The following is a 26,459-nucleotide window of genomic DNA, read 5'->3' on the forward strand; positions in this document are numbered from 1 at the left end:
ACACACCCACTATGCATGATGCCTAAAACCCGACTACAAACAATCATGTAGTGGCTCAAATTATTAAAAATCAGGGAGACATACCATGCAACAAAAGGGTAGTTTAGCTACAAAAATTTCCGTAGTCGCCGTTTGCAGCGCACTGGCCATGCTGGCCGGCTGTGGCGCGGGCAGCGATAGCGCAAGTACGGGCAAGATGCGTATGGGCGGCGCCGCATCGGCCGGCGCCACGGCTGCCGCACCGGTGGCGCCCGGCTCGATCCGCATGCACTTCCACCGCACCCAGGGCGATGAAGCCCAGTGGGGCGTGTATTCGTGGGACGGCCCCGTCAACCCCAGCTCGGCCTGGATTTCCACCCGCTTCATGATGACGGGCAGCGACAGCTTCGGCGGCTACGTCGACATCCCCATCAACACGGCGAAATCGTCGATCTGGTTCCTCGTGACGGATGGCAGCGGCAACAAGAATTGCGGCGCCGACCAGTCGGCGGCGCTGAATGGCGACATCGCCAGCAATGGCCAGGAAGTGTGGATGCTGGAAGGCGATTGCACCGTCTACAAATCGCAGCCCGCCATCAGCTACGGCAATTTGAACCAGGCTAACGCGCACTGGCTGTCCGCCAATACGCTGGCATGGCCTGGCGTGCCCGCCAGCGGCAGCTACAAGCTGTATTACGCGGCCAACGGTGGCCTGGGTTCCGGCGTCACGGGCGTGACCGGTTACGACAGCGCGATGGAGTTGACGGCATCGTCTTCGCTGCCGGTCGCGCTGAACACCAAATATCCGCATTTGATGGGCGCCACGGCGTTGACCTTGTCGGCGCAGGATGCCGCCACCGTGGCATCGAAAGCATCCGGCCAGTTCGCCATTGCGCAATTCGATGGCAATGGCAAACTGGTGCAAGTGACGTCGCTGCAAATGAGCGGCATGCTCGATACCGTGTTCGCACCGCAGGCAGTTAATGCGGAACTGGGCGTCACGTTTGGCCGCAACAATGTGCCGACCTTCCGCGTGTGGGCCCCGACCGCGAAAGCCGTCAGCCTGAACCTGTATGCCGACGCCAACGGCGAGCGCGTACGCCAGGTCGCCATGACGCGTGACGATGCCAGCGGCGTGTGGCGCTATACGGCGCCGGATGCGTCGATGACGAACCGCTACTACTACACGTATGACGTGCAAGTGCTGTCCCGCTGGGCCAACAATACCATCGTCACCAATACCGTCACCGACCCGTATTCCGTCAGCCTGAATGCCAACAGTGGCCGCAGCTTCATCGCGAACCTGGACAGCAATGCCATGAAACCGAATGGCTGGGACCACCACAGCATTCCCAAACTGGACAACGCGGCAGACATCGCGCTGTATGAATTGCACGTGCGCGACTTCAGCGCCAGCGACACGACCGTGCCGCCTGAACACCGCGGCAAATACCTGGCGTTCACGGACACGCGCTCGAACGGCATGCGCCATTTGCGCGCCATGCGCGAAGCCGGCCTGTCGCACGTGCACTTGCTGCCGGCATTCGACTTTGCCAGCGTCAATGAAGCCGGCTGCAGCAACCCAACGATTCCATCCGCCGCAGCGGACTCCACGGCGCAGCAAGCCGCCGTTGAGCAGTCGCGCGGCCTCGATTGCTTCAACTGGGGCTATGACCCGGTGCACTATGGCGCACCGGAAGGCAGCTACGCCAGCAACGCCAATGACGGCGCGGCCCGCGTCAAGGAATTCCGCGCCATGGTGCAAGGCTTGCACGACCAGGGCCTGCGCGTGACGATGGACGTCGTGTACAACCACACCAGCGCATCGCAGCAAGGCCAGTTGTCCGTGCTCGATAAGATCGTGCCGGCCTACTATTACCGCCTGAACGCCAGCGGCGGCACCACCAACGACAGCTGCTGCGCCGACACCGCGCAGGAAAACACCATGATGGCCAAGCTGATGATCGACACGGCCAGAATGTGGGTGCGCGATTACAAGGTCGACAGCTTCCGCTTCGACATCATGGGCTTCACGCCGCTGGCGGTGATGCGCCAGCTGCAGGCGGCCGTCAACCGCGCGGCAGGCCGGGACATTTACATTTACGGCGAAGCGTGGAACTTCGGTACGGTCGGCAACGATGCCCGCTTCGTACAGGCGCGCCAGGCCAACATGTTCGGCACCGGCATCGGCTCGTTCAATGACCGTTTGCGCGATGCCGTACGCGGCGGCGGCTGCTGCGATGGCGGCGAAGCGCTGGTCAGCCAGCAAGGCTTCATCAATGGCGCGTACTACGATCCGAATGCGAAGGCGTCCCAGAGCAAGGATGATTTGCTGCGCCTGGGCGACCTGGTGAAAGTCGGCCTGTCCGGCACCTTGCGCGATTACAGCTTCACGGACCGCTTCGGCAACGTGAAGAAAAATGCCGACATCGATTACTTTGGCCAGCGCGCCGGCTTTGCCGCCAACCCGTCGGAAACCATCAACTACATCGAAGCGCACGATAACCAGACGCTGTTTGACATTAACGCCTTCAAGCTGCCGCAAAACACGCCGCTGGCCGACCGGGTGCGCGTGCAAAACCTGGGCGCCGCCATCACGGTACTGTCGCAAGGCATTCCATTCCTGCACGCGGGCCAGGAAATGCTGCGTTCGAAATCGCTGGACCGCGACAGCTATGATGCAGGCGACTGGTTCAACCGCCTCGACTACAGCTATGGCTCCAACAACTTCGGCGTGGGCTTGCCGCTGGCAAGCGTGAACCAGTACAACTGGAGCATCATGTCGCCGATCCTGACGAATCCGCTGATCAAGCCGGATACGCAAGCCATCACCACGGCGCGCGACTACATGAATGACATGCTGGCGATCCGCCAGGATACGTCGCTGTTCCGCTTGCGCACGGCAAAGGATGTGTCGGAGCGCCTGCGCTTCCACAATACGGGCCCGCAGCAGGTACCGGGCGTGATTGCCATGAGCATTGATGGCCAGCATCCGCAGCGCTACGATGGCGCGCAATACAAATCCGTCATCACGCTGTTCAACGTGGACAAGGTGGCGAAAACGGTATTGCTGCCGGAACTGCGCGGCCGCAAGCTGAAGGTGCACAAGGTGCAGCTGAAGTCGGAAGCAGACCGTTTGGCGCGCACGGCGCAATATGATGCGGCGACGGGGTCGTTCACGATCCCGCCGCGCACCACGGTGGTGTTCGTGGAGCACGCGGCGCACGATGATTAAGCGTTGATTCAGCGTTGATTCAGCGTTAAAAAGGGCCGGTTTTTCCGGCCCTTTTACGTTAAAACTTCATCTCGACATTCGCCCCCAGCCGCGCCGATCCCGGGCTCCAGCTGCGGGTTTCGCTGGTTCCGCTGCGGTCCACATAGCGCGACAGGCTGTCGTTATCGTCGCCCAGCAGATTGCTGGCGGACAGCCGCACTTGCAGACCCGCGTGCACCTTGTACAGCCAGTACGCTTCCACGTCGCGCCGCCGGTATTGGCGCACAAACTGTTCGTCCGATATCCGCACCGGGCCGCCGCCGCGGTATGCCAAGCTGGCGCCCGCGCTGAATTTGTCTTCGCGGTAGTCGGCGCCCAATGTCACCGTCAGTGGGATTTGCTGGTCGAGGCGGTTGTCCGGCCCCGGCACGGTATCCACGGCGGACCAGTTGCGGTTGGCGCTGAAGCGGAAGTCAAATGGCAGCGCCTCCTTGTCGAAAGCTTTCAGCGGGAATTTCACTTCCACATCCAAGGTGCGCACGGTTGCGCTGCCATCGTTGAGCGGCATGGTCAGCCAGTGGCCCGGGCGGTCTTCGATCAGGCGCGAGCGGATGTAGTCGCGGATATTGCGCTGCGACGTCCCCACGGAAAACACGGCGCCGGGCGCCCAGAAATGTTCGTACGTCCTGACGGCCGCCCGGAGGCAGCGCGGCCAGCGCCTGCGCATAAGCTGTCTGATGAAGAACGCCAACGCATCCTGCAGTTGTGCCACGAACCGCGCTTTGCCGACTTGCCACCGGCGCAGATCGTTCCGCGCTTGGCTGATGAAGGGGAATATGTGGCATCGGAATCGTCGTTCTACCGTGTACTGAGAAGCGCCGACCAGCAGCATCACCGAGGCCGTAGCAAGGCTCCTGTGGCCAGCGAACCGGTGCTTCACGTCGCGCATGGCCCTAACCAGGTCTGGAGTTGGGACGTGACGTACTTGCCCAGCCGGGTGCGCGGACTGTATTTTTATCTGTACGCCGTGCTCGATATTTACAGCCGCAAACTGGTCGCATGGGAAGTCCACGAACGGGAAAATGGCGAGGAAGCTGCTTTGCTGATTGAGCGCGCCTGCTGGCGTGAACAACGCCGCAACGCGCCGTTGGTACTGCATGCCGATAACGGTGCCGCGCAAACCTCGCATACGCTCAAGAGCAAGCTGGAAGTGCTGGGCATCGGCTCCTCGCACAGCCGGCCCGGCGTCTCCGACGACAATGCCCATATCGAAGCGTGGTTCCGCACCTGCAAATATGCGCCCAGCTATCCGGCCAAAGGTTTTGAAACCATCGCACAGGCGCGGGCCTGGACATTGCAGTTTGTAACTTGGTACAACGGCACTCACCTGCATAGCGCCTTGGCCTATGTGACGCCGGAGCAGCGCCATACCGGCGCCGCTAACGCGGTATTGGCCCGCCGCCGCGACGTTTATGCCGCCGCTCAGCAACGCCATCCGCTGCGCTGGAAGCGCCATGTGCGGCCTTGGCTGGCACCGAATGAGGTCTGGCTTAACCCGCCATCGAAACAGGACCAACGTATGGCTGCTTAATCAATTTATGCGACAACTGTCTTGACGCGCGCTGTTCTGGCTTCAGGTTCGGGTTGCCGCTGCTGTCGGGCGTGAAGCGCGTATTAAGGTCCGCTTCATAACTGCGTCCCGTCCGCTGAAACGCCTGCGAGCGTCGGACATACGTATCGTTGACATGCAACATTAAAGATCACCCACACTGCACGCTCAGGAACCGCCGATTTACGTCCAGCTGCTCCAAGTTCGTTAATGAGATAAGCACAGCCAACCGAAAATTAAAAAAAACAGAAACAATCTCTTCATAAAATTGGAATTTGAGGTATATTATTATTTCCAGTTGGAAATAATACAAAAAAGTAACTACCAATTGGCAATTGACTCTTTGACTTAATTGACACATAACTTTTAAGCCAAGTTATTCCATAAACTTAAATCCCATAAATAATATTAACAATGAACTCGTTACATTATAAAAATTCTGGAATTTGGAAATCTTGCCTAGCTCTTAGGGACTCTGATCCGTACGAAAATAGCCGCAGCCGGTTAAGAACCTCTTTCGAGAATACCCGTCATCATGTAGAACCTCTAGTAGCAAAGATAGGTCAAGAGCTTCCAAGTTTAACAGTTCATGATATCACTCACCTAGATGCACTCTGGCATATCGCTGACGTAATCCTAGGACGAAACTATCCGCTCAATCCCGCAGAAGCATACATTTTAGGGATGACATTCTTAATGCACGATGCGGCAACAAGCACATTTGCATTTAAGAATGGAATAACAGATATCAAGAATAGTGTTCAATGGAAAGATTTAATAGCACAAAAGAAAATTAACATTGATAATGTAGGCACCGATTCGGAAATTTACAAGTTTGCGCTCTTTGAATCATTAAGACAACTACATGCTGAACAAGCAGCAAAGCTACCTACACAAAGCTGGAAAGATGCCGCTGGATTAGACAGATATTTAATTGAAGACGTGGAACTTAGAAACTACTATGGCCGGGAAATTGGGCGCCTTGCAGCAAGTCATGGAAAAGATATAACTGATGTTGAACAACAGTGGGCTTATATCGCGCCAATTCCACCTCATAGCTCATTAGGAATAGGAGCAGAATCTAACTGGAAGGTGGACTGCCTAAAACTTGCATTGTTGCTACGATGTATTGATGCGGCCCACATCGATAGCTTGCGCGCCCCTGACTTTAACTACGTGCTTAATAAGCCAAAAGGAGAGTCCAGCAATCATTGGACTTTTCAAAACAAACTCAGCAGCATAGCAATCAACGAAGCTAATGAAATATATTGGTCAGGCTCGGGATTTGGAATAGACCAATCGGAAGCTTGGTGGCGATGTTTCGAAACGGCCAAAATGATCGACAAAGAAATTTCGTCCTCTAATCGCATGCTATGCGACCATTCAAAGCCAGCACTACAATGCATCGGAGTTGCTGGAGCAAATAATGTAACGGAATTTCAGAGAAATGTTCCAACTGAAGGTTGGACTCCTTTGGATTTCAATTTCCAAGTTAGTCAAATAGGAAATGTCATCGAGAAGTTCGGAGGAAAGCAACTTTACGGAGACAAGCCGTACTTGGCCTTGAGAGAATTAATCCAAAATTCTTCAGATGCTATTCATGCAAGAAGAAAATTAACTAATTTTCCGAGCATCGGTCAAATAGAAATTTCCCTGACATCGGAAAATTCCGAAACTTGGCTTAATGTGCAAGATAATGGCATTGGCATGAGTAACTACGTCTTAACTGAGGTTCTACTTGATTTTGGTCGTTCACTTTGGGCAGATGATGCACTCCGCCGCCAATGGTCAGGCCTTGCCAGTAAAGGATTCGAGGCTATGGGTCAATTTGGGATTGGTTTTTTCTCTGTCTTTATGCTTGGAGATGAGGTAAAGGTTACAACATGGCGCTACGGAGCGGATTTGTCCAGTCAGATAACTTTACATTTGCGAGACCGAGCAATAAAAAGACCAATCGTATGCCCAACTACTGAGAGTGAACGGCTAAGTGATTTCGGAACGCGTATATCAATACGTTTAAAAAGCGGACAGCAATCCCTACTTCGATCATATAGCGATTACAAATATATAGATGGAAAATTTTCCTCAGTAAAAACGGAAGAAAGGCTGGAGGTCCTAGTAGGTTATCTCGCACCCGCTAGCGATATCGACATATTTACAAAATCCGTAGGCGAGGATAGCGTTATTTGCGTTAAGGCCAATGACTGGAAAACCATGCCATTTGAAAGCTTATTACGCAGAATATTGCCACGCGCAAAGGAAGAAGACCTAAAAAAATATTACCCACAAGGAAGCGACATATATACAGATGACGGAATTTTAGCTGGGAGAATATGCATTTGCGCAGAACCAGCTTATCGCTCAAGAGATATCCCTTGCACCTTATCCCACAATGGAATACTCGTCGGAGAATGCCATGGATTATTAGGGATCTTACTTGCCTCAAATAATAAAGATCTAGCCAGAGGCGAGGCGGCTCCAATAGTTAGCGGAAAAATTATAAAGAAATGGGCATCCGAACAATATACAAAAAATAGAATGTATGCGACCCCTATAATATCAGAGCGCGCAAACAGCTTGGGTGTAGTTGATTCACACCTCATAATTGGAAATTACAAAGAAAAAAGGACTTCTATTTCCGAACTTATAGAATTAGTAAAAACAAAGGAAATAGAAGAAATAAAATTCCTCTTGGAACAGCCGAGCTGCCCGAGTGATATGTCTGAAGACGAGTTCAACGAACTTGAAATAGACGATAACTTGGTTGACCTCACTGATTGCGCACCAACTAATAGATTTAATTTCGGGCTAGAAAATTGGCTTGCAACAGAGCTTCCTGAAAACAATAACGAACCGCGCACCTTACGACATACAATAGAATTTTTATTTTTAAGAGAATTTCCAAATTCCGTCTTCAGTAATGAATGGTGCAAGATTGGCGAGGCAAATTACGTTGAGATTGAAGAGAGTTGCCTTGTATTTCGATACTTAGAATAAAACTCATACGAGATTTAAATTAAACCGAAAAAATCCTGCACTTCGCTAATATTCTCCAAAAAACTGGAGCGCATAGAACTAGGATACATTTATCGACCCAGCACCCACCATTCCGTAGCTCAATATTGCCTGAACACAGGCATTACACGATGGCTGGTAATCTTCCGTATATCCTGAAGAAATTTAACAGCCATCGTAGCGAAGCCTACCGTATTAGCGATCGTTTGCATATCAAAAGAAAAATACCGTTGCACCCCAACTCAATAACATTATTTACTAGACCCGTCTATTTAAAACTTCATCTCAACATTCGCCCCCAGCCGCGCCGATCCCGGGCTCCAGCTGCGGGTTTCGCTGGTTCCGCTGCGGTCCACATAGCGCGACAGGCTGTCGTTATCGTCGCCCAGCAGATTGCTGGCGGACAGCCGCACTTGCAGACCCGCGTGCACCTTGTACAGCCAGTACGCTTCCACGTCGCGCCGCCGGTATTGGCGCACAAACTGTTCGTCCGATATCCGCACCGGGCCGCCGCCGCGGTATGCCAAGCTGGCGCCCGCGCTGAATTTGTCTTCGCGGTAGTCGGCGCCCAATGTCACCGTCAGTGGGATTTGCTGGTCGAGGCGGTTGTCCGGCCCCGGCACGGTATCCACGGCGGACCAGTTGCGGTTGGCGCTGAAGCGGAAGTCAAATGGCAGCGCCTCCTTGTCGAAAGCTTTCAGCGGGAATTTCACTTCCACATCCAAGGTGCGCACGGTTGCGCTGCCATCGTTGAGCGGCATGGTCAGCCAGTGGCCCGGGCGGTCTTCGATCAGGCGCGAGCGGATGTAGTCGCGGATATTGCGCTGCGACGTCCCCACGGAAAACACGGCGCCGGGCGCCCAGAAATGTTCGTACGTGACGTCGATGCCATTGGCCAGTTCCGGCTTCAGGTTCGGGTTGCCGCTGCTGTCCGGTGAGAAGCGCGTATTGATGTCGGCTTCATAGCGGCGCGCAGTCAACTGGCTCGTGTTGGGCGCCTTGAACGTGCGCGTCAGCGCCATGCGCAGCTGGCGGCCACTGTCGCCGGGGAATTTGTACAGCGTTTGCGCCACGGGGCTCAGCACGTGGTTGCGTGACTGCGTCTCGGCCAGGCTGGTACCGGAACTATCGGTGCGGATGCCTTCCCAGCGCGCACCCAGATACACGGACCATTGTTTGGTGACATTCCATTCATCCTGCGCGTACGCGGCCAGCTTGACGACTTGGGGGTCGAAGTATTCGCGGATGGTTTGCGGCAGCGCACCCGTCAGCGTTTCCACGCGCACGGTGCTATCCCGGCTCTGGTTGCTGGTGACTTCCCAGCCGCTGGCCATCGCATGGCCGTCAAACAGCGTGCGCGTGTATTTGCCGGTGCTGCTGTAATTGGTATAGCGGCTGACAGTATCGCTGTCGCGCACGTAGTGGATGGCGTTGCCAGCCGTTGCCGACTGCTGGCCGTTGCCGCTGGCGGCCCGCCCGCCGGATACAGACAATTTCGCATCAAGCTTGCCGCCGCCCAGCTTGGCGACCCAGTTCACGTCGCCGCCAAAGAATGCAGAATGACCGTCGAGCTCACCGTTCCGGTTCACGTACTCGGGAGCGCCAAACGAGCCACTGCGCACATCAACGGTGTTGCGCCAATCGTTGCTGGTTTTGGCTGCCTGGACAAAGCCGTTGACATTGAACTGTCCTTCATCCGGCAATTTCCAGTTCAGGCGTGGCTGCATGCCCAGCATGGTGGAACGGTAGTGCGACACGCCACTCGTCTGCCGCCAGTTCACCACGTCGCCCTGCGGTGTAAAAAACCGGTTTTCGGACCAATTGGGCCCGCTGCCCCGGTTATGTCCCAGCATGGCGTTCAGGTAGTACGACAGGTCGTCGACGCGGTCCGCCAGCGTTCCCATCAAGAACAGATTCGTGTTTTCATCGGAGCGTCCGCTGCTGAAGCGCACATCGCGCTGCGGCTTGGCAACGATTTTCTTCAACACGATATTGATGGTGCCCGCCACGGCCTGCATTGAATGCTCGGCCGTGGCGGCGCGGATCACTTCAATCTTTTCAATCTGGTCGGGCGCCAGTGCATCCATGGAAAAGCCTGGCGGCGGGCGCTCGCCATTGACGAGGATTTGCGTGTAGCCACTGCCCAGGCCGCGCATGCGGATGCTGTTGCCGATCACCGTTACGCCGGGCGCGCGCTTCAACACGTCGAACACATTGTTGTCGCCGTACTTGATGATTTCTTCGTGGCTGAGGACGGTCTTGCCGGCCGTGTCGTCGCGGCGCGGGTCGTAGGCTTGCGTATTGCCCTTTACTTCCACGCGCTGGATGGTTTTATCACTGGTGACAGTGGTGCTCGTAGACGCTTTGGCGGGCGCAGCGCTTTCCGTACTGCCAGCGTTACTGTCCGCGTCATCCGCCAGCGCAGTGGGGCCTGCCATGAGCAGGGTGATCGCCAGCGCGATGCGGGTTAGTGCAAATTTCATTGTTTCCTTGCGTGATTGCAAAATCTGCAATTATGCACAGGATTTTCCCAACTGCACTACTTCGGTAACACTTTGCAAGAAATAATCACCGGGTTGCGCAATTTCAATGTTGCCAAACACTGTCGGTGCCTGGCACCTTTCGCCAAGAAACGTTTCTTTTTCCTCTGGTGCCTGGCACCGTTTGTAAAAGAAAAACGGGACCGAAGTCCCGTTCTTGCGCTGCTGGAAGGTTTTATTTGGCCGCTGCCGCAGCCTTGCGGGCTGGCGCTTTTTTTGCGGCAGGCTTTGCAGCCGGCTTCGCAGCGGCGGCTTTTTTCGCTGCCGGCTTCTTGGCCGGTGCAGCCTCCGCGCCGCCATCGGCATCATTTGCCGCGCCGTCGTCAGCCGCCTTGCTCTTCGCACCCGGCTTGGCTTTACGCTCTTCGAACTCGAAGCTGATCTTGCCATCCTTGCCTTTGACGAGGAAAGCCTTGAACGGACGGCGCGTACGCTGCGAAATAAAGCCCGGCAGCAAATCCGTCTTGCCTTCATTGAGCAGCTTGCTCATCTGCTCAGGCAAAATCTCTTGCTGCAAGATGATGCGGCTGGAACGGAAGTCGCACGCCTTCGGTTTCGCCACCGTATGCTCGCACACGTACGCCAGGCCCATTTCATACACGTTGCCCGTGCATTTCGGGCATGGGCCCACCGGCGTCTGGTTCGAGAAGTCGACGCCTTCGCCTTCTTCCCCCTCTTCCTCGTTCTGGCCGAAATCGAACTCCAGCTTGAAGTTCTTGATTTCTTCATCCTTCACGATACGCAGGATGGCGGCAAATGGACGGCCCATCTTCGAACGAAAGCCTTGCAGCGGGCCGATGGTGCGCTCGCGCAGCAATTCTTCCACTTCATTGATTTCAAACTGGCGGCTGCCCGGCGTCTTCGTCATCGAGAATTCGCACTTGGTGCACGCGAAGCGGCGGTAGTTTTCCTTGACGGTGCCGCCGCAATTCGGGCACGGCGCCTGCAACGTCGCATAGTCGCCAGGAATCGTGTCGTTGTCGTATTCCTTGGCGCGCTTGACGATAATTTGCGTCATTTGCGCAATTTCACGCATGAATTCTTCGCGCGAAATCTTGCCCTTTTCCATCTGCGACAGCTTGTATTCCCACTCGCCCGTCAATTCCGGCGCCGTCAATTCATCCACGCCCAGGCCGTGCAGCAACGTCATCAGCTGCGACGCTTTTGCAGTCGGCATCAAGTCGCGGCCTTCACGGATCAGGTATTTCTCCGTCAGCAGCCCTTCAATAATGGCCGCACGCGTGGCTGGCGTGCCCAAGCCTTTACCGGCCATCGCATCGCGCAATTCATCAGAATCCACCAGCTTGCCCGCGCCTTCCATGGCCGACAGCAAAGTCGCTTCGTTGTAGCGTGCAGGCGGTTTCGTCACGAGGCCGTTTGGCGTGACTTTCTCCGTGTGGACTTTCTCGCCCTTCTCCACCGCCACCAGGTTGCCGCCGCCTTCCTTGTCGTCGGTGGTGTCCTTGCCATAGATGGCCATCCAGCCCGGATTGGTCATCACCTTGCCTTCCGTCTTGAACTGGTGGCCCGCTACTTCCGTGTAGCGCGTGGTGACGAGGAATTCCGCCGCCGGGAAGAACACGGCCATGAAACGGCGCGTCACGAGGTCGTACAGTTTCTGTTCCGGCTCCGACAAACCTTTCGGCACCGTGCCGGTCGGGATGATGGCAAAGTGGTCGGAAATCTTCGTGTTGTCGAAGATGCGCTTGTTCGGCTTGACCCAACCCTTGGTCAGGATTTGCTTGGCAAACGTGTGGTAGTTATTGTTTTCACCCAGCACACCCAGCACTTGCTTGGCCGTGTCCAGGTAGTCTTCCGGCAAGTGGCGCGAATCCGTACGCGGGTAAGTCAGCACTTTGTGCTTTTCATACAGCGCTTGCGCCAGGCCCAGCGTGTTCTTCGCCGAGAAACCGAAACGGCCGTTGGCTTCACGCTGCAAGCTGGTCAAATCAAACAGCGCAGGCGCCATCGACGTGGTCGGCTTCGACTCTTCCGTCACGATGCCAGGCTTGCCCTTGCACGCAACAACGATGCTTTCCGCCGCCGCCTTCGACCACAGGCGTTCCGCTTTCTTTTCCGGATCCTGTTCGTCTTTCTTGAACTTGGTATCGAGCCAGCGGCCTTCATACACGCCGGCTGCGCAAATGAATTCAGCGCGCACTTCCCAGTAATCGCGCGGCACGAACTTTTTGATTTTCTCTTCGCGCTCGACCACGATCGACAAGGTCGGCGTCTGCACGCGGCCCACGGTGGTCAGGTAAAAGCCGCCTTCTTTCGAGTTGAAGGCCGTCATTGCACGGGTACCGTTAATACCGATCAGCCAGTCCGCTTCCGAACGGCAGCGCGCGGCATCGGCCAGCGGCAGCATTTCTTCATCGCTGCGCAGGCGCGAAAAACCTTCGCGGATCGCGGCCGGCGTCATCGATTGCAGCCACAAGCGCTTGATTGGCTGCTTGGCTTTCGCATTTTGCGCAATCAAACGGAAAATCAATTCCCCTTCGCGGCCCGCGTCGCATGCGTTAATCAGGGCCGTGACATCTTTACGCTTGATCAGCTTGTTCAACACCTTCAGGCGTGATTCCGTCTTGGCGATGGGGTTCAGCGCAAAGTACGGTGGAATCATCGGCAAGTGCGTGAAGCTCCATTTGCCGCGCTTGACGTCATACTCCTCGGGCACGGCAATTTCCAGCAAGTGGCCGACTGCGGACGACAGCACATACTCGTCCGATTCAAAGTACTCATCGTGCTTGGTAAAGCCGCCCAGCGACTTCGCGATATCGTTCGCGACAGATGGCTTCTCGGCGATGATGAGGGTTTTGCTCATAGTGTTGAATTCTCTTTTTATAGTGGCGGCACGGCACGCTGCGATGACATCCAGCGGTGTGTAATACGTGGGTAAGCGTGTCAGTGCAACAGGCGCGGCAACTGGTCTTCATCCGAACCGAACAGATCGTCGAACATCAGCGCATCCGGCTCCTTGCCCTGGCTCCATAACACGAGCAAGACAATGATCTTCAGTTTGCCCAAGGACACAGGGACTTCGTTCAGAGCCAGCGCGCGCTCAATGACGATTTCACGCTGCAATGGGGACAGCACTTGCGCGCTTTCCAAAAACTGGATGAAGCCGATCGCTTGTGTGCCCAACGCATCCCTTTCCTCTTCCACATAATAGCGGATGCCAGTGGAAGCAGCCGTCGACGCTTGTTCAGCGCCGGCCATTGCATTCAAGTCTGTCAGCCAGACCAGCGCTTCGGAAATCTCTCCGTCGTCGAACCCGACAGCCGACAGTTTCCGCGCCAGCGCGGCCGGCTCAGGGCACGCGTCGGGACGGTAATAAGTCTCGTAGAGATAAACCAGGATGTCGAACATGGCGCTACTCTAACAGTTAAGATCGGCGAAACACAAGTCCCGCACTTTAATAGCGAAGGGCTCAGTTTTGCAACCTTTGATAGATTCCACCCGGCAATCTCTCGACCAATCCCGCCAATTCCAGCGCCAATAAATGGCCTTGCGTATCGGGCAGTGGCAAGCCTGAACGGTACGCCAGCGCCTCGGCGGAGCCCGGATCGTGGCCAATCGCCACCAGTAGTTTCGCCAGCTCGCCCTGCACGGCGGCCGTGCGCTGGACCTTGTGCGGCGCCCCATTGCAGGCCGTGCCAGGCTGCACGACTTCGAGCACATGGGCAACAGATTCCACCAGGATAGCGCCGTTGCGCAGCAGTTCATGGCAGCCACGCGCCAGCGGTGAATGGATGGAGCCGGGGATGGCCATCACGTCGCGGCCCTGCTGCCCCGCCAGCCGGGCAGTGATCAGCGAGCCAGACTGTTCAGCAGCTTCGACGACCAGCACGCCCAGCGACAAGCCGCTGAGGATGCGGTTGCGCTTGGGGAAGTGTTCGGGCCGTGGTGGCGTTCCCAATGGATATTCACTGACGATGCAGCCCTGCTCTGCAATTTGCCGCCGCAATGCCAGGTTGCGCATCGGATACGTCACGTCGATGCCCGCCCCGATGACTGCCACGGTGGAACTCAGCGCGCCGCGGTGCGCGGCCGCATCGATCCCCAGCGCCAGCCCGGACACGACAACCAGCCCCGCTTCCGACAAGCCCCGCGCAAACTGTTCAGCATGCGCCATGCCTTGTGCGCTGGCTTTGCGCGCCCCCACGACACCGACCGCCGGCCGGCTGAGCAGCGAGCGGTCCCCCTCTATATATAGAAGCACTGGCGGATCGACAATTTCCTTCAACAACGCCGGGTAATCGTCATCGCCGGCCGCGAGCAGGCTGTGGCCCGGCTGCGCGGCCCAGCCCATGGCCCGGTCCGCCATGCGCGCAATCTGATCGAGCCAAGGGCGCGGAGGTTCCCGTAGCGCGCGCACGGCAGCATCGGTGCGGCAGCCCGGCACCTCGTTCAGCCACTCAGCCAATTGTTGAGGATCCGCCGCAAAAATTTTGGCAGGGTCTGCCTCATTATCGAGCAGCACTTTGGCGGCAACGGGTCCGACGTGCGGCGTTTCCGCCAGGCGCAACCAGGCAGCAGCATCGCGCTGGCGGCCAGGCACTGCATCGACAGGGGCATCCGTGGCTTGCACGGCGTCGGTTACTCCGGCGATGTGGCGACGTCGCCTACCTCGACAGGTTCGGTCACCTGCATGATCAAGCCATACGAAATATGCTTGAACACGCGGAAGATAAACAAGCTGCCCACTTGTTCATCCGGCAGCTTGACCTTGGGGTCGCCCATGTTGTGCCAGCCTTTGCTGGCGCCTGGATCGGTGACGACCTTCCCCCGATGGTACAGCTGCAGCACGGAGCCGACATCGAGTCCGTCAACCTTGCCCCGGTTGACGGAAACCACCTGGTTCTGCCCAGCGTGCGTGACGCCGCCATAAATTGCCACCACGTTCGCGTCGACTTTGCGTTCCGGCGGATGCGGCACGAAGTGGTTCATGGGCGTGGGCGGCATTTGCATCAGCAAATCCCCTTTGCCCATTTCTTCTTTCGCCGTGGCCACGACAAAGGTATGCACGTCGGTGCCAGCCGCAGCCGGCTGCACGAGTTTCAACGTGCCCAGGTAAAACGCTTCCTGGCCGATCACGGCCTTGGTAATCGGGTCTTGCAGCGGTTTGCCGGGACGGAAGACCTGGAACGACGTGCCATCCTTGAGGTCGCCCCGCACATACGCTTTTTCATCCTTGCCCAGGAACATGTGCCCCTCTTGCGCGGCAACGATGCGGGGCGCATTCTTCAATTCATCATTTTCAATGATCAGCGGCTGCGACAGGAATGGTTCAATGACGCCATTGGGTATGGATTTGACGGCATCCTTGCCCAGCCCCTCCATGCGCAATTGCGGTTGTATGCGCAAGTCGGACGGATCGCCGGCGCCGCCGGCGCCATTCGCGCCAATCGGCGTCCCCAGCCGCAAGCGGCCTGCCGCGCGGTCAAAGTAAACGATTTGTCCCGGATAAATCCAGTGGGGGTTCTTGATTTCCTCTTTATTCATGCCCCACACTTGTGGCCAGCACCAGGGCTTTTCGAGGAAACGGCCGGAAATGTCCCATAAGGTGTCGCCCTTGACCACCACGTGCTGGTCCGGCGCATTGGGACGGAAATCGCACTGCATGGCTTGCGCCCCGGAAGCCACGGCACTGGAAATCAGGCAGGCAATCGTCAGGCGTGCACCGACTGTGCTAAAATTTTTCATTGATAACGGCCTTTCCCACCAAAGGCTTTGGCGCAGTAAATTGCCACAGTGAATCATATTTCTGCCCATAATACCCTGAACTCGCGAGAAACAGTCACACGGCGCACGTGCTGCGTTGCTGGCTGGCCTTATCGTATTTTTAAGTCTCTGACGCCCGCATGTCCAAACTGAATATCCTCCGCTACCCTGATCCGCGCCTGCACAAAGTTGCCAAGCCAGTCACCGTTTTTGATGCCCGCCTGGCCAAACTGGTCGAAGACATGGCTGAAACCATGTACGACGCACCAGGCGTCGGCCTGGCAGCCACCCAGGTGGACGTACATGAGCGCCTGATGATTATCGACGTCACGGAAGACAAGACCGGCTTGAAAGCCTACGTCAATCCGGAAATCATCTGGGCCAGCGAAGACAAGCAAGTCTACGATGAAGGCTGCCTGTCCGTGCCTGGCATTTATGACGGCGTCGAGCGCCCTTCGCGCGTCAAAGTGCGCGCCCAGGACGTCAAAGGCGAAACTTTTGAAGTAGAAGCGGATGGTTTGCTGGCCGTGTGCATCCAGCACGAAATGGACCATTTGATGGGCAAAGTGTTCGTGGAATACTTGTCGCCCTTGAAGCGCAACCGCATCAAGACCAAAATGATCAAGGAAGAGCGGGAAATCGCGCGCCACCAGGCCCGCCCGCACCGCCGCTGATCCCAGCCTTGAGTTCCGTAGGGCGGATTAGCGGGCAACGCCCGCGTAATCCGCCATTCCATGCGCCGCCGGTGCACCTGGCGGATTACGGGGGACGCCGAGTCCTGGCGCTAATCTGCCCTACATGAATTGGCGCCGCACAAAGAGGAAAAAATAATGAAAATCGTCTTCGCCGGCACGCCAGAATTCGCGGCAGTCGCATTGCAAGCCCTGCATGAAGCAGGCTTTACCATCCCCCTGGTATTGACCCAGCCCGACCGCCCGGCCGGACGCGGCATGCATTTGCAGCCGTCCGCCGTCAAACAATACGCGGTCGCCCACAACCTCCCCGTTGCCCAGCCACTGTCGCTGCGCATGGACAGCAAAGACCCGCAGCGCGCTGCCGAAGCCAAAGAAGCGCACGAGCGCCTGCTGGCCACGGATTACGACGCCATGGTGGTGGCCGCTTACGGCTTGATCCTGCCGCGCAGCACGCTCGACATCAAACCGTGCATCAATATCCACGGCTCGCTGCTGCCGCGCTGGCGCGGCGCCGCGCCAATCCACCGCGCAATTGAAGCGGGCGATGCGGAAACCGGCGTCACCATCATGCAAATGGAAGAAGGGCTCGATACGGGCCCGATGCTGTTGATGGAACGCTTGCCGATCGGCCCGCACGACACCACCGGCATCTTGCACGACAAGCTGGCCGCCATGGGCGCCGCCATGTGCGTGAAAGTCATGCGCAAGATGGAACTAGGCGTGGTGGAAGCCGTGCCGCAGCCGGAAGCTGGCGTCACGTATGCAGCCAAGATCAGCAAGGATGAAGCGACGCTGGACTTCACGGCGTCCGCCCGGGAAATCGGCCGCAAGATCCGCGCGTTCAATCCCTTCCCCGGCGCGCATGGTTCCGTCAATGGCGTCACCATTAAATTGTGGAATGCGGAAGTGCTGGACGCGGACAGTTCCGCTGCACCCGGCCAGGTATTGGCAGCTGACGCACAGCATGGCATCGTGGTCGCGTGCGGCTCCGGCTCGCTGCGCCTGACGGAATTGCAAAAGCCGGGCGGCAAGCGCTTGCCAGCCGCCGAGTTCATCAAAGGCTTCCCGCTCGACGGCCTGCGCTTCGCGTGAGCGACACCACGCGGATGGATCAGCTGGCTGCCTTGCGCGCGCTGCGCAAGGTGGTCGAACTGGGCAGTTTTACTGCCGCCGCGGAAGCACTGGGCCTGTCGCACACGGCCATTTCCCGCCAAATCGCCCAGCTGGAAAGCAAGCTGGGCGCGCAACTACTGAACCGCACGACACGCCGTTTCGCCCTGACCGAAGCAGGCAAACAATACTACGAAGCGTGCAAGCAAATCCTCGATGCGCTCGATGAAGCAGACCGCGCCGTTGGCGACCACCAGGCCCGCCCTGCCGGCACCTTGCGCATCAATGCGCCGATGGCATTCGGCACGCTGGAACTGGCGGAATGGCTGCCGGATTTCCTCGCGCACTACCCGGAATTGCAAATGGACCTCGTGTGCAATGACCGCATTGTCGACTTGATTGAAGATGGCTTTGATGTGGCCTTGCGCCTCACACGCGAATTGCCGGATTCCACGTTGATTGCGAAACGGCTGGCCACCAGCGAAGTCCTGGTGGTTGCCAGCCCCGCCTACCTTGCCCGGCACGGCACACCGCAAACGCCGCAGGATTTGCTGGCCCATAACTGCATGACGTACACACAGGTATTGCGGCCACAGGACTGGACGTTCATTGATGCCGATGGCGTGGCGCAAACCATTGCCGTGCGGGGTACGCTACAAGCCAACACAGGCATCGCACTGCGCACGGCAGCGTTGCAGGGACTGGGCATCGCCACCACGGCGTCATTCATCGTGCACGAGGATTTAAAGGCGGGACGGTTGGTGAAATTGCTGCCCGCCTATGGACTGAAGCCGCGCGAACTGTATGCGCTGTACCCGCACAACCGGCACTTATCGCCGAAGGTGCGGGCGTTTGTCGATTACGCAGCGGCTATCTACCGCGAGCGGCGCTGGGATACACAATAATTAAACGGAATTCACAGCCTGGATTGCACTGTCTATATCCGCATACACCACCTCAGTAGTTAAACGGGTGGGGACAAAATGCAAAATAGCATTTAATTCCGCCAGCGCTTTATCCACTGCTGCTTGTGCTGCTGATAAGTTATTCATCAATGCTGGATCGCGCAACCGAAATTTGGCAGCGCAATCGCCAATATGATTCGATTGCTGCGCAAGTTTTGGAGCGTCGGCGGGGTGGAATGGCAACTGTGGCTGAGATGACAGTTTCGCCTCTATATACGCCAATTGAGCAAGAGTCTGAAACAGATGAGCAGCTGCAATTGGATCTGCCATGATAAGCTCCTATTTTAACAAATTGACGATACCGGCGACGTCCTTCGCTACCATTTTAAATTCCTGGAAGCGCGCATTCCGTATTGCTTTCTTGTCCTTATCATCCGGATTCAAGACAAGTTGAGTTAATGCATCGTTTGCTTTTTTCATTGCCTCAAAAAGGCCGTTAATCGCATCGATCCGTTCTTGAGGGTCGGAGATCAATACAGCATCGCGCTTTTCCAGGAAAATACCTCTGTCATATTCATTTTTTGATTTCTTAAATGCATCTCCATAACGCTCCCGCAATGCAGTGGCGGCCTTGACATTGTAGGCTGCCGCCAAATACTGGTCCCCTGTCGCCAGTTCTTTCAGGGCCTCAATCAATTTTTTGACATCTTCAGAATTTTTAACGACTTCCGCTTTTATTTTTTCAGCGGCATCGTTGGCAGCAGCGATATTTGAAATATCATTGGCCAGCGCGCCAAAGGCAGTGATGGCGTCTGTTGCTTTCGTCAGCGAAGCTTTATCCGCCGTACTCAGTTGCTTCCCAGTGATATCTGCAATCTTTGCAGAAACGTTGTTAACTTTGCCGCTCAATTTCTTCGCATCTTCCCCTACTTCCGACTTTGAATAATTCGCCGCCTTTTCCAGCAAATCAAAGTAATCAAGCAGGGAAGCAAGGTAAGATTCCAGAATCTTTGCAGAGACAGGTTGGGCTCGTTTATATTCGGATGCATTCAGCGCTTCCAAAAGCGGCGCCGTGGATTTCAAGAAGTCATCGGCTTGTGTTCCGGATAGGCTCTTGAGCGTTGCGGCCGACCGCCCTTCAAGATTGACCAGGCAAAAATTCTCATCTGCCGAGTAACATCTTCCGGGACAGGCTTGGCCGCTATCACACTTGTAAAGAACGCGGCATTCCTGGGACTGGTTTAACAAGTCAGGCATCCGGTCCAATGCCTGGGCAAATATGCGCTGAGGAGATTGACGAACAAAGATACGCTCGAGCTGAATTGGGCAGGTTTGATCTGCCACAATCACTTGTGCTTTTGCATAGTCTTGCGCCACGTGGAGTTCATTGGATGCATCTGCCAGCGATTTCGTTGCAGCCCGTCCTGCCGCAGTAAAAGTAGTTGCTGAGTCAACATAAACCAGACCACCACATCCGCCCAGGATCAGCGTGCCAACCATAACAATGATGTATTGCACCAAGCGCATTATAGCTCCCCAGATTTCAAGCACATCATATAAAATCGCAAGTGACATTCCTGAAAAACTAGCGCTCCAAGCGGCGGCAGGTAACTTAATCAAGAATGCTTTTTTTATTATCCACCCTATTATCAACAACAATCTCTCAGAAAATCACATCATCGATTTTTAATGCCTGATCAGTTCGCAAATACTGCGTGCGCACCACAGGCGGGCTTCGCGTGGACGGACGTATGGAGCGCCCGTCCGCACAAACATGTCATGACACCGCCTTGCGCACCGCCCTGACTTGCTGCGTCACGCCACCCCAGCCCCACGCGGCAGGCCGCGCGTCATCAATGTGCACATAGCTGACTTCATGCAGCGGCCCCAATAATTCCGCCATACCGCGATAAACCGCATCGATATACGCGGCCTTTTCCTGCGCCGTATTGGTTTCGTCGCTGACCTTGATATCGAGGAAGAAGCTGGCCTTGCGCTGCGCCGCCACCGTGACACCGCCAACAAACCACTGCTGCGCCGGCACATACTGGATCGCAATCGCCGTTAATTCCGGCGCCTTGTGCAAGATGCCGTGCGTGTGTTTCATCAGCAGCGCGGCAGCCTGCTCCGTGAGTTGCGCATTGGGTTCTACAGACATCGTCAAGTTCAAGATAGGCATGATCAAGCTCCTTGTTCAGTTGGCGGAAACCGGCAGTTCCAGGATGGCGCCCGTATTGCGGACGTCGGCAAAGTTGTCGTGCAGCGCAGTCAAGGTGGCGCGGTGCAAGCCGGCGTGGGCCACCACGTCGCCATTCCAGTCACTGATATCGCGTGTGGCGCTGGCATCGGCCGCCACCACGACCTTGTAGCTGGATGCACCAAAACTGCGCGCTTCCCGCACGGCAGTCGAGACGCACATATGCGTCATCAGGCCCGCCACGATCAGCGTATTGATGCCCAGCCCCTGCAATTGCGCGTGCAAATCCGTGCCGGCAAAGCTGGCCACGCGGTCTTTGGCCACGATATGGTGGTGCGGCGCAGGCGCCAGCAAAGGATGGATTTCCCCTGCATGGCTGCCGGCGGCAAACAGTGCGCCGGTTGCCGCGCCCACGTGCTGGACGTGGAACACAGGCATGCCCAGCCGGTCCGCCCACGCCACCAGCCGCGCCGCATTGCGGGCCGCCGGCAAGCCGTCAGGGATCGGCAATTTGCCGTCGTAATATTCGTTTTGGAAATCAATCAGTACCAGCGCCGTGGCGGCAGGATTGAGTTGGGATACCGGGGCAATGCCGGCAATGCTGCGGATGGTCTGCGTCATGATGGGCTCCTTGGTTAGCGATGGAGCCATCATAATTAGTGCGCAGGACGCACACCATACTACCTAGATCACATAATTTGCACGATAAACGAACAAATCAATGGTGGCGGTTGCCGTGTTCACCCATTTGCCGGATCGGCGATATGCGCGGATACACGTGCTTCCTGCTGCGTACTTCCTGATTCCAGTTCTTGTTGGCCTGGTGCAGCTCGGCATCGTAATAACCGCGCCCATGGTCCAGGTGCAGGCTGACAATGGAATGGCGTGCACGCACGCCCTTGACGCCGATATTGTTCAGCCGCAGGCCCATGTTTAAATCTTCGCCACCGTACGCCATGCTTTCATCGAAGCCGCCCACTTTCAGCACATCGCTGCGCCAGGCACAGGAATTGGCGCCGGAAAACGCATTGCGCGGCGACAGGAAGTCATAAAAGCGCTGCAAGCCGGGGTTGCGCAGCAAGCGGTTGCGGCTCTTGGAAAAGCCGTCGATGCTGCTTAGGAAGTCGTAATCGAACAGGCGCTGGCTGACGATGTGTGGAATCAAGTCGTGCGTCTGGTGGTAATGCTCGGGTACGCTGACATGGCTGCCACCCGCCAGGAAGATCCCGGGGCGCATCAGCCTGACGTAAGCATCAACAAAATCATCGCGCGGCACGCAATCGCCGTCCGTAAACAACAGGATATCGCCGGACGCCTGCAAAATCGCTTTATTCAGCGCGCGGCATTTGCCAAAACCCCGGTGTTCTTGCGTCAAATGCATTAATGGCAAGCCGAGGTGGGCGCTGTTGGCGATGGCTTCCGCGATTTCAGGGAATTCGCCATCTTGCGACACGATGATTTCATCGGCCGGACGGCGCTGCGCCGCGTAGCCGGCCAGCACGAATTCCATTTCCCGGCGCTTTTTATGCGCGGAGATGATGACAGTAATTTTCATGGGGAAGCATTCTACGGCAAGGGCATGATATCGGGTATCGCAACGCCAGCCGGTACGAATGGCACGCTTGATTTATAATCTCAGACCCGGTAGTAAAACCCCGCTCTACAGTTCAAAAAAGCCTCGAAAGCCTGAAATGACGAATAAAGTCACACCCAACGCCTCCAAAATCGAAGCGCAATTGCGCGGCATCCTCGCGAAACGCATCATGTTCCTGGACGGCGCGATGGGCACCATCATCCAGCAATACAAGCTCGATGAGCTGGCTTACCGTGGCGGCCCGGCGGGCCGTTTCGTGGACTTCGCAGCGCCCGCCAATAGCGGCGCCCGTGAATTGTTCGTCAAAGGTAACAACGAGTTGCTGACCCTGACGCAGCCGCACGTGATCCAGGAAATCCACGAACGCTACCTGGCCGCCGGCGCCGACCTGATTGAAACGAATACCTTCGGCGCCACGGCCATTGCGCAGGAAGACTACCATATGGCCCACCTGGCCTATGAGATGAACGTGGAAGCGGCCAAACTGGCGAAAGCCGCGACAGCAAAATACAGCACGCCGGACAAGCCGCGCTTCGTGTGCGGCGCGCTGGGCCCGACGCCAAAAACCGCCTCGATTTCCCCGGACGTCAACGATCCGGCCGCCCGTAACGTCACCTTTGACCAGCTGGTGGAATCGTATTACGAACAGGTGCGCGGCCTGGTCGATGGCGGCGCCGACGTGCTGCTGGTGGAAACCATTTTCGATACCTTGAACTGCAAGGCCGCGCTGTTCGCCATCGACCAGTATTTCGATGAGCGTCCGGAAATCGAGCGCCTGCCGCTGATGATTTCCGGCACCGTGACCGATGCGTCAGGCCGTATCCTGTCCGGCCAGACCGTGTCGGCGTTCTGGAATTCCGTGCGCCACGCGCGCCCGCTGACGATCGGCTTGAATTGCGCGCTGGGCGCGGCGCTGATGCGTCCTTATGCGGAAGAACTGTCGCAAATCGCCGATACCTACGTCTGCATTTACCCGAACGCCGGCCTGCCCAACCCCATGAGCGACACGGGCTTCGACGAATTGCCGGCCGATACGTCCGCCCTGCTGCGCGAATTCGCCGATGCGGGCTTTATCAACGTGGCGGGCGGCTGCTGCGGCACCACGCCGGATCACATCAAGGCCATCGCGGAATTGCTGGCCGACGCGAAGCCGCGCACCGTCCCGGAAGTGAAAATCGCCCAGCGCCTGTCCGGCCTGGAACCGTTCACCATCGACGATGATTCGCTGTTCGTCAACGTGGGCGAGCGCACCAACGTGACGGGTTCGAAAGCGTTTGCCCGCATGATTCTCAACGAGCAGTATGACGAAGCGCTGTCGGTGGCGCGCCAGCAAGTGGAAAACGGCGCACAAGTCATCGACATCAACATGGACGAAGCGATGCTGGACTCGCAGGCCGCCATGACGCGCTTCCTGAACCTCATTGCATCGGAACCGGACATTTCCAAAGTGCCGATCATGATCGACTCGTCGAAGTGGTCGGTGATCGAGGCGGGCTTGAAATGCGTGCAGGGCAAGTCCATCGTCAACTCGATTTCGATGAAGGAAGGCGAAGAAGAATTCATTCGCCAGGCCAAGCTGTGCCGCCGTTATGGCGCCGCAGTCATCGTCATGGCCTTCGATGAAAAAGGCCAGGCCGACACGTTCGAGCGCAAGATTGAGATTTGCGAGCGCGCTTACCGCGTGCTGGTCGATAAAGTCAACTTCCCGCCGGAAGACATCATCTTCGACCCGAATATCTTTGCAGTCGCAACGGGCATCGAAGAACACAACAACTATGCGGTGGATTTTATTGAAGCCACGCGCTGGATCAAAAACAACCTGCCGCACGCGAAGATTTCCGGCGGCGTGTCCAACGTGTCGTTCTCATTCCGCGGCAATGACCCGGCCCGTGAAGCGATCCACACGGTATTCCTGTATCACGCCATTAAGGCCGGCATGACGATGGGTATCGTCAACGCGGGCATGATCGGCGTGTATGACGATTTACCGGCTGAATTGCGCGAGCGCGTGGAAGACGTGGTGCTGAACCGCCGCGAAGATTCCACCGAGCGCATGATTGAATTCGCCGCCAATCTGAAAGCCGGCGGCAAGGCGCAAGAGCAGAATCTGGAATGGCGCAACGCGCCGGTGGAAAAACGCCTGGCGCACGCGCTGGTACACGGCATTACGCAGTGGATCACGGAAGACACGGAAGAAATGCGCCAGCAGGTGGCCAACAGCGGCGGGCGTCCGATCAACGTCATCGAAGGCCCGCTGATGGATGGCATGAACATCGTCGGCGACTTGTTCGGCCAGGGCAAAATGTTCTTGCCGCAGGTGGTGAAATCGGCCCGCGTCATGAAGCAGGCTGTCGCACACCTGATCCCGTTCATTGAAGAAGAAAAGAAAGCTGAAGAAGCGCGCACCGGTATCGTTGCCAAACCCAAGGGCAAGATCGTCATCGCCACCGTGAAGGGCGACGTGCACGACATCGGCAAGAACATCGTGTCGGTGGTCTTACAGTGCAATAACTTCGAAGTGGTAAACATGGGCGTGATGGTGCCCGCATCGGAAATCCTGGCGCGCGCCAAGGTGGAAAATGCCGACATCATCGGCTTGTCCGGCTTGATCACGCCATCCTTGGAAGAAATGGCCCACGTGGCGCGCGAAATGCAGCGCGACGACCACTTCCGCATGATGAAGATCCCGCTGCTGATCGGCGGCGCCACCACCAGCCGCGCCCACACGGCCGTGAAGATTTCGCACAACTACGACGGCCCGGTTGTCTATGTGCCGGACGCATCGCGTTCCGTCTCCGTTGCGCAATCGCTGCTGACGCCGGAAAGCCGCGACCAGTACATCGAAGAACTGGAACACGATTATGCCCGTATCCGCGAACAGCACGCCAGCAAGAAAGCGCTGCCGTCCGTGTCGCTGGCGGCTGCCCGCGCGAATAAAGCCAAGCTGGAATTTGCACCGGTGCGTCCAAAGTTCGTCGGCCGCCGCGTGTTCAAAAATGTCGATCTCGCCACCTTGGCGCAATACATCGACTGGGGCCCGTTCTTCCAGACATGGGACCTGGCCGGCCCCTTCCCTGCCATCCTGACGGACAGCGTGGTCGGTGAAGCCGCGACCAAGGTGTATGAAGAAGGCCAGCAACTGCTGAAGAAAATCATCGATGGCCGCTGGCTGACGGCAAACGGCGTCGTATCGCTGCTGCCTGCCAACACCGTCAATGACGACGACATCGAAATCTATACGGACGAATCGCGCGAACAGGTGGCGTTCACGTATTACGGCTTGCGCCAGCAAGGCGTGAAGCCTGTCATCGATGGCGTGCAGCGCCCTAACCAGTGCCTGGCGGACTTCATTGCACCGAAAGAGACCGGCATCAAGGATTACATCGGCATGTTCGCAGTCACGGCGGGCCTGGGCATCGAGAAATACGAACAGCGTTTCGAAGATGCGCACGACGATTACTCGTCCATCATGCTGAAGGCGCTGGCGGACCGCCTGGCCGAAGCATTCGCCGAGTACATGCACGAGCGTGTGCGCAAAGACTTGTGGGGCTATGCGGCGGATGAAGCCTTGAGCAATGAACAGTTGATCAAGGAAGAGTACAAGGGTATCCGTCCGGCGCCAGGCTACCCGGCCTGCCCGGAACACACGGTCAAGGCCGACATGTTCCACCACTTGCAGGCCGAGGAAATCGGCATGGAGCTGACGGAATCGTTCGCCATGTATCCAGGCGCTGCCGTCTCCGGCTTCTACTTCGCGCACCCGGACTCGAAGTATTTCGTGGTGGGCAAAGTCGAAAGCGACCAGGTCGAAGACATGGTCAAGCGCCGCAACGCCAGCAAGGAAGATGTGGAGCGCTGGCTGGCGCCGAACCTGTAA

General features: G+C 56.9%; 18 protein-coding genes. 7 read left to right on the top strand and 11 right to left on the bottom strand.

All coding sequences use genetic code 11. The features are described 5' to 3' along the window. Positions 1-85 precede the first annotated feature (85 nt). Positions 86-3,214, top strand: a complete 3,129-nt coding sequence (pulA, locus tag GM668_RS08095) for a pullulanase-type alpha-1,6-glucosidase (protein ID WP_155438428.1) — start codon at positions 86-88, stop codon at positions 3,212-3,214. Between the two features lie 58 nt (positions 3,215-3,272). On the opposite strand, the gene GM668_RS08100 is transcribed toward pulA, so the two are convergent. Continuing rightward, positions 3,273-3,848, bottom strand: a complete 576-nt coding sequence (locus GM668_RS08100) for a porin family protein (protein WP_155438429.1) — start codon at positions 3,846-3,848, stop codon at positions 3,273-3,275. A gap of 18 nt (positions 3,849-3,866) precedes the next feature. Between GM668_RS08100 and GM668_RS08105 the strand changes: the two genes are divergently transcribed. Together GM668_RS08105 and GM668_RS08110 are read left to right on the top strand one after the other, a co-directional pair. Further along, complete coding sequence (locus tag GM668_RS08105) at positions 3,867-4,784, top strand: IS3 family transposase (protein ID WP_155438430.1); 918 nt, start codon at positions 3,867-3,869, stop codon at positions 4,782-4,784. A gap of 432 nt (positions 4,785-5,216) precedes the next feature. After that, positions 5,217-7,799, top strand: coding sequence for an HD domain-containing protein (locus GM668_RS08110; protein ID WP_155438431.1), 2,583 nt, complete (start codon positions 5,217-5,219; stop codon positions 7,797-7,799). A 290-nt stretch (positions 7,800-8,089) separates the two neighbouring features. Here GM668_RS08110 and GM668_RS08115 read toward each other — a convergent pair whose 3' ends face one another. From GM668_RS08115 to GM668_RS08135, 5 genes are all read right to left on the bottom strand, one after another. Continuing rightward, a complete protein-coding gene (locus tag GM668_RS08115; protein WP_155438432.1) occupies positions 8,090-10,300 on the bottom strand; it encodes a TonB-dependent receptor plug domain-containing protein in 2,211 nt (736 codons plus the stop codon). A 232-nt stretch (positions 10,301-10,532) separates the two neighbouring features. Beyond that, complete coding sequence (locus tag GM668_RS08120; protein WP_155438433.1) at positions 10,533-13,181, bottom strand: DNA topoisomerase III; 2,649 nt, start codon at positions 13,179-13,181, stop codon at positions 10,533-10,535. 80 nt (positions 13,182-13,261) lie between these two features. Next, on the bottom strand, positions 13,262-13,726 hold the full coding sequence (locus tag GM668_RS08125) for a Smg family protein (RefSeq protein WP_155438434.1): 465 nt from the start codon (positions 13,724-13,726) through the stop codon (positions 13,262-13,264). A gap of 61 nt (positions 13,727-13,787) precedes the next feature. Next, on the bottom strand, positions 13,788-14,948 hold the full coding sequence (dprA, locus tag GM668_RS08130) for a DNA-processing protein DprA (protein WP_371868660.1): 1,161 nt from the start codon (positions 14,946-14,948) through the stop codon (positions 13,788-13,790). 8 nt (positions 14,949-14,956) lie between these two features. Continuing rightward, on the bottom strand, positions 14,957-16,063 hold the full coding sequence (locus GM668_RS08135; protein WP_155438435.1) for a LysM peptidoglycan-binding domain-containing protein: 1,107 nt from the start codon (positions 16,061-16,063) through the stop codon (positions 14,957-14,959). Between the two features lie 158 nt (positions 16,064-16,221). Between GM668_RS08135 and def the strand changes: the two genes are divergently transcribed. From def to GM668_RS08150, 3 genes are all read left to right on the top strand, one after another. Next, positions 16,222-16,755: a peptide deformylase gene (gene def, locus GM668_RS08140; RefSeq protein ID WP_155438436.1), complete on the top strand. Its 534-nt coding sequence runs from the start codon at positions 16,222-16,224 to the stop codon at positions 16,753-16,755. Positions 16,756-16,911: 156 nt separating this feature from the next. Then, positions 16,912-17,868 (top strand): methionyl-tRNA formyltransferase, encoded by a 957-nt coding sequence (gene fmt, locus GM668_RS08145; protein WP_155438437.1) that lies wholly within the window; start codon positions 16,912-16,914, stop codon positions 17,866-17,868. Continuing rightward, complete coding sequence (locus GM668_RS08150; protein WP_371868661.1) at positions 17,865-18,791, top strand: LysR family transcriptional regulator; 927 nt, start codon at positions 17,865-17,867, stop codon at positions 18,789-18,791. The genes fmt and GM668_RS08150 overlap by 4 nt, the downstream gene beginning before the upstream one ends. Here GM668_RS08150 and GM668_RS08155 read toward each other — a convergent pair whose 3' ends face one another. The 5 genes from GM668_RS08155 to GM668_RS08175 form a co-directional block, all read right to left on the bottom strand. Beyond that, complete coding sequence (locus GM668_RS08155; RefSeq protein ID WP_155438438.1) at positions 18,792-19,121, bottom strand: hypothetical protein; 330 nt, start codon at positions 19,119-19,121, stop codon at positions 18,792-18,794. 9 nt (positions 19,122-19,130) lie between these two features. Further along, complete coding sequence (locus GM668_RS08160) at positions 19,131-20,411, bottom strand: hypothetical protein (RefSeq protein ID WP_155438439.1); 1,281 nt, start codon at positions 20,409-20,411, stop codon at positions 19,131-19,133. A gap of 157 nt (positions 20,412-20,568) precedes the next feature. After that, on the bottom strand, positions 20,569-20,970 hold the full coding sequence (locus tag GM668_RS08165) for a tautomerase family protein (protein ID WP_155438440.1): 402 nt from the start codon (positions 20,968-20,970) through the stop codon (positions 20,569-20,571). A gap of 15 nt (positions 20,971-20,985) precedes the next feature. Next, a complete protein-coding gene (locus GM668_RS08170; RefSeq protein WP_170305555.1) occupies positions 20,986-21,612 on the bottom strand; it encodes a cysteine hydrolase family protein in 627 nt (208 codons plus the stop codon). 94 nt (positions 21,613-21,706) lie between these two features. Next, on the bottom strand, positions 21,707-22,543 hold the full coding sequence (locus tag GM668_RS08175) for a glycosyltransferase (RefSeq protein WP_155438441.1): 837 nt from the start codon (positions 22,541-22,543) through the stop codon (positions 21,707-21,709). 136 nt (positions 22,544-22,679) lie between these two features. Here GM668_RS08175 and metH point away from each other — a divergent pair, with 136 nt between their 5' ends. Further along, on the top strand, positions 22,680-26,459 hold the full coding sequence (gene metH, locus GM668_RS08180) for a methionine synthase (RefSeq protein WP_155438442.1): 3,780 nt from the start codon (positions 22,680-22,682) through the stop codon (positions 26,457-26,459).

Origin of the sequence: Pseudoduganella ginsengisoli (genome assembly GCF_009720865.1) — a bacterium.
In the GTDB taxonomy this organism is placed as follows: Bacteria; Pseudomonadota; Gammaproteobacteria; order Burkholderiales; family Burkholderiaceae_D; genus Rugamonas; species Rugamonas ginsengisoli.

Excerpts from the sequence above, each read along its gene's own strand:
- pulA (WP_155438428.1), top strand. The coding sequence starts at position 86 with ATGCAACAAAAGGGTAGTTTAGCTACAAAAATTTCCGTAGTCGCCGTT.
- GM668_RS08105 (WP_155438430.1), top strand. The coding sequence starts at position 3,867 with ATGTTCGTACGTCCTGACGGCCGCCCGGAGGCAGCGCGGCCAGCGCCT.
- GM668_RS08110 (WP_155438431.1), top strand. The coding sequence starts at position 5,217 with ATGAACTCGTTACATTATAAAAATTCTGGAATTTGGAAATCTTGCCTA.
- GM668_RS08115 (WP_155438432.1), bottom strand. The coding sequence starts at position 10,300 with ATGAAATTTGCACTAACCCGCATCGCGCTGGCGATCACCCTGCTCATG.
- GM668_RS08120 (WP_155438433.1), bottom strand. The coding sequence starts at position 13,181 with ATGAGCAAAACCCTCATCATCGCCGAGAAGCCATCTGTCGCGAACGAT.
- GM668_RS08125 (WP_155438434.1), bottom strand. The coding sequence starts at position 13,726 with ATGTTCGACATCCTGGTTTATCTCTACGAGACTTATTACCGTCCCGAC.
- GM668_RS08135 (WP_155438435.1), bottom strand. The coding sequence starts at position 16,063 with ATGAAAAATTTTAGCACAGTCGGTGCACGCCTGACGATTGCCTGCCTG.
- def (WP_155438436.1), top strand. The coding sequence starts at position 16,222 with ATGTCCAAACTGAATATCCTCCGCTACCCTGATCCGCGCCTGCACAAA.
- fmt (WP_155438437.1), top strand. The coding sequence starts at position 16,912 with ATGAAAATCGTCTTCGCCGGCACGCCAGAATTCGCGGCAGTCGCATTG.
- GM668_RS08155 (WP_155438438.1), bottom strand. The coding sequence starts at position 19,121 with ATGGCAGATCCAATTGCAGCTGCTCATCTGTTTCAGACTCTTGCTCAA.
- GM668_RS08165 (WP_155438440.1), bottom strand. The coding sequence starts at position 20,970 with ATGCCTATCTTGAACTTGACGATGTCTGTAGAACCCAATGCGCAACTC.
- GM668_RS08175 (WP_155438441.1), bottom strand. The coding sequence starts at position 22,543 with ATGAAAATTACTGTCATCATCTCCGCGCATAAAAAGCGCCGGGAAATG.
- metH (WP_155438442.1), top strand. The coding sequence starts at position 22,680 with ATGACGAATAAAGTCACACCCAACGCCTCCAAAATCGAAGCGCAATTG.